The 4,108-nt window shown below is 70.4% G+C and carries 5 protein-coding genes and 1 pseudogene; all 6 read left to right on the top strand.

Annotated elements, in window-relative coordinates; genetic code table 11:
- Positions 1-258 (top strand): annotated as a pseudogene (locus tag ACFU99_RS35690) (cell division protein FtsZ); the annotation flags it as partial.
- Between the two features lie 10 nt (positions 259-268).
- A complete protein-coding gene (gene pgeF, locus ACFU99_RS35685; RefSeq protein WP_384400380.1) occupies positions 269-1,000 on the top strand; it encodes a peptidoglycan editing factor PgeF in 732 nt (243 codons plus the stop codon).
- Positions 1,001-1,003: 3 nt separating this feature from the next.
- On the top strand, positions 1,004-1,723 hold the full coding sequence (locus tag ACFU99_RS35680; RefSeq protein ID WP_384400377.1) for a YggS family pyridoxal phosphate-dependent enzyme: 720 nt from the start codon (positions 1,004-1,006) through the stop codon (positions 1,721-1,723).
- 124 nt (positions 1,724-1,847) lie between these two features.
- A complete protein-coding gene (locus tag ACFU99_RS35675) occupies positions 1,848-2,450 on the top strand; it encodes a cell division protein SepF (RefSeq protein WP_030883534.1) in 603 nt (200 codons plus the stop codon).
- A gap of 73 nt (positions 2,451-2,523) precedes the next feature.
- Complete coding sequence (locus tag ACFU99_RS35670) at positions 2,524-2,808, top strand: YggT family protein (protein ID WP_384400374.1); 285 nt, start codon at positions 2,524-2,526, stop codon at positions 2,806-2,808.
- Between the two features lie 58 nt (positions 2,809-2,866).
- Positions 2,867-4,054 carry a DivIVA domain-containing protein gene (locus tag ACFU99_RS35665; RefSeq protein WP_384400371.1) on the top strand — a complete coding sequence of 396 codons (1,188 nt, stop codon included), beginning with the start codon at positions 2,867-2,869 and terminating at the stop codon, positions 4,052-4,054.
- The last annotated feature ends 54 nt before the right edge of the window (positions 4,055-4,108 follow it).

Here is a 4,108-nt window from a genome sequence, read left to right as displayed (position 1 = left end):
GTGCTCGGCTCCACCTACGGCAACCGGGAGGAGAGCGCTCCCGCCCCGGCCCCGAGCCGTCCGGCCGAGCCGGCCCGCCCGTCCTTCGGCGGTCTCGGCAGCGTCACGGCCCCGCGCGACGAGGAGCCGGCCCCGGCCGAGACGTCCCCCGTCTCCGAGGTCCCGCCGCCCCCGATCAGCACGCCGCAGGTCCCGCCGGCCCGTCCGTACCAGGACAGCACGGCCGAGGAACTGGACGTTCCGGACTTCCTCAAGTGAACTCCCTGAAGTGATAGGGCAACAGCACGACGACAGCGGCGCGCACTTCGCTTTCACCGACCGGTGGGGCGGGGTGAGCGCCGCTCCGTATGACACGCTCAACCTCGGCGGCGCGGTCGGCGACGACCCCGCGGCCGTACGGGCCAACCGCCGTCTCGCGGCCGGCGCGCTCGGCCTCGACCCGGCGGCGGTCGTCTGGATGCGCCAGGTGCACGGCCGCGACGTGGCCGTGGTCGACGCCCCGTGGGGCGACGCCGAACCCCCGGCCGTGGACGCGGTGGTGACCACCCGTCGCTCCCTCGCGCTCGCCGTCCTGACCGCCGACTGCGCTCCGGTGCTGCTCGCCGACCCCCAAGCCGGGGTCGCGGGCGCCGCGCACGCGGGGCGGCCGGGGCTGGTGGCCGGGGTGGTGCCGGAGCTCGTGGCGGAGATGGTCCGCCGCGGCGCGGAGCCCGCGCGGATCGTCGGCCGTCTCGGGCCCACGGTGTGCGGCCGCTGCTACGAGGTGCCGGAGGCGATGCGCGACGAGGTCGCCGAGGCCGTGCCCGAGGCGTGGTCCACCACCTCGTGGTCGACCCCGGCCGTGGATGTTCCGGCGGGCGTACGCGCCCAACTCGCCCGCCTCGGCGTCGACATCGACGTTCGGTCGAACGTCTGTACGTTGGAGTCGACGGACCATTTCTCCTACCGGCGCGAGCGCACGACCGGGCGGCTCGCGAGCTATGTCTGGTTGGACGGCTGAGCTGTGACGGATCGCAGGAATGAACTGGCCGCGAATCTGGCGCGGGTGGAGGAACGTATCTCTGCCGCCTGCGCCGCCGCCGGCCGCAAGCGTGAAGACGTGACCCTCATCGTGGTCACCAAGACCTACCCCGCGAGCGATGTCCGGCTGCTCGCGGAGCTGGGGGTGCGTCATGTCGCGGAGAACCGCGACCAGGACGCCGCGCCGAAGGCCGCGGAATCCGCCGATCTGCCCCTCAACTGGCACTTTGTGGGTCAATTGCAGACGAACAAGGTACGGTCTGTGGTGAGTTACGCCGATGTGGTGCAGTCCGTCGACCGGTCCAGACTGGTCACGGCGCTCTCCGCGGCGGCGGTGCGGGCCGGCCGGGAGCTCGGCGCGCTCGTCCAAGTGGCCCTCGACGCGGAGTCGGGCGAGCGCGGGGAGCGCGGCGGGGTGGCGCCGGACGGCGTCGAGGCGCTGGCGGACGCGATAGCCGCGGCCGAAGGGCTCCGGCTGGACGGGGTCATGACAGTGGCTCCGCTGTCCGGGGCGTACGCCGGCAGACAACGGGCGGCGTTCGACCGGCTGATGGAAATCGCAACGGGCCTGCGCGTATCTCATCCGGCTGCGAACATGGTGTCAGCAGGTATGAGCGCGGACCTTGAGGACGCGGTGGCGGCGGGGGCGACACATGTACGCGTCGGCACTGCGGTACTCGGAGTCCGACCCAGCCTCAGGTAACGTCGCCAAGCAGGTCGGACCACAGCACAAAATATGGTCATTTCCGCCAAAAGGCGGGTAGGCCGAGTGGATCCAGGGCGACCGGTGACGGAGCCGATCCACCACAGAGCGGAGGATGCGGAGCATGGCCGGCGCGATGCGCAAGATGGCGGTCTACCTCGGCCTCGTGGAGGACGATGGGTACGACGGCCCGGGGTTCGACCCCGATGACGAGTTCGAACCCGAGCCGGAGCCCGACCGGGCTCGAAGGCAGCAGCAGCCCCAACAGACGCAACAGGACGAACCGGTGCGAGTCGCGCACCCGCCGGCGCAGCGGGAGCCTGCTCCGCTCGTAGCGGAAACCGGACGACCCGCGCGAATCGCCCCCGTGGCGTCCATCACACCCGAACGTCAGTCTCTGGAGAAGAACGCACCGGTGATCATGCCCAAGGTTGTGTCCGAGCGGGAGCCTTACCGCATCACCACACTGCACCCGCGGACCTACAACGAGGCCCGTACCATCGGGGAACACTTCCGCGAGGGCACGCCGGTGATCATGAACCTGACCGAGATGGACGACACGGACGCGAAGCGACTTGTCGACTTTGCGGCCGGTCTGGTCTTCGGACTGCACGGCAGTATCGAGCGGGTGACGCAGAAGGTGTTCCTGCTGTCTCCTGCTAACGTCGATGTCACGGCGGAGGACAAGGCCCGCATCGCAGAGGGCGGGTTCTTCAACCAGAGCTGAGACGTAACACCGGGCAAGACAGTGAGTAACGGCCAACTGGCCGAGTACGAGCAAGGGGAGAGGGACGCGCGAGATGGGCATCGCACAGCAGGTGATCTACATCGCGCTGTATTGCTTCCTCATCGTGCTGATCTTCCGGCTGGTGATGGACTACGTCTTCCAGTTCGCCCGCTCATGGCAACCCGGCAAGGCGATGGTGGTCGTTCTGGAGGCCACCTACACTGTCACCGATCCGCCACTCAAGCTTCTGCGGCGGTTCATCCCGCCGCTGCGTCTCGGGGGCGTGGCGCTCGACCTGTCCTTCTTCGTACTGATGATCATCGTCTACATCCTGATCACCCTCGTGAGCTGGCTGTGAGCGCGATGTCACATACGTTCTTGCCGATTGCCGACGACTACGTTGAGGTGAAGAAGAGATGCCGTTGACCCCCGAGGACGTACGGAACAAGCAGTTCACGACCGTCCGTCTCCGAGAAGGCTATGACGAGGACGAGGTCGATGCCTTCCTCGACGAGGTCGAAGCCGAACTGACCCGCCTCCTGCGCGAGAACGAGGACCTGCGAGCCAAGCTGGCCGCGGCCACGCGGGCCGCCGCGCAGAACCAGCAGCAGGGGATGCGCAAGCAGCAGCAGGAGCCGCAGGACCAGCGGCCGGGCGCCCCGGTGCCCGCCGCCATATCCGGTCCGCAGCCTGTGCCGCCTCAGCAACAGCAGCAACAGCAACAGCAGCAACAACAGCAGCAACAGATGGGCGGCCCCCCTCAGCTGCCCGGCGGCGCCCCGCAGTTGCCGCCCGGCCCCGGCGGCCACGGCCCCGGTCCGCAGGGCCCGCACGGCCCTGGCCCGATGGGTCAGAACGGTCCGATGGGTCAGAACGGCCCGATGGGCGGCCCGCTCGGCGGCCCCATGGGTCAGAACGGAATGAACCCGGGCGGCATGGGCCAGAACGGTCCGATGGGCGGCCCCGGCCCCCAGCTGCCGCAGCAGGGTCAGGGGCCGGGCGGCGACAGCGCGGCCCGTGTGCTCTCGCTCGCTCAGCAGACGGCCGATCAGGCCATCGCCGAGGCCCGGTCCGAGGCCAACAAGATCGTCGGTGAGGCGCGCAGCCGCGCCGAGGGTCTGGAGCGGGACGCCCGCGCCAAGGCCGACGCGCTGGAGCGGGACGCGCAGGAAAAGCACCGCGTGGCGATGGGCTCGCTGGAGTCCGCTCGCGCCACGCTGGAGCGCAAGGTCGAGGACCTGCGCGGCTTCGAGCGCGAGTACCGCACCCGGCTCAAGTCCTACCTGGAGAGCCAGCTGCGCCAGTTGGAGAACCAGGCCGACGACTCGCTGGCCCCGCCGCGGACCCCGGCGACCGCCTCGCTGCCGCCGTCCCCCTCGATGGCCGGCGCCGGCGCGGGCATGGGCTCGCACTCCATGGGCGGCAACCCGTCGATGGGCGGCCACGGCGGCCCCTCCGGCGGTGCTCCGTCCTACGGCGGCCAGCAGCAGATGTCCCCGGCGATGACCCAGCCGATGGCACCGGTCCGGCCGCAGGGCCAGCAGCCGATGCAGCAGGCGCCGTCGCCGATGCGCGGCTTCCTGATCGACGAGGACGACAACTGACCGACCGGCTCGCGCGGTAGCGATAGCGCGCGGCCCTCGGCGGATCTACGGGCC

The sequence above is a fragment of the Streptomyces sp. NPDC057654 genome (assembly GCF_042800135.1).
GTDB lineage: Bacteria > Actinomycetota > Actinomycetes > Streptomycetales > Streptomycetaceae > Streptomyces.
This window is presented reverse-complemented; position numbering and strand designations above follow the sequence as displayed.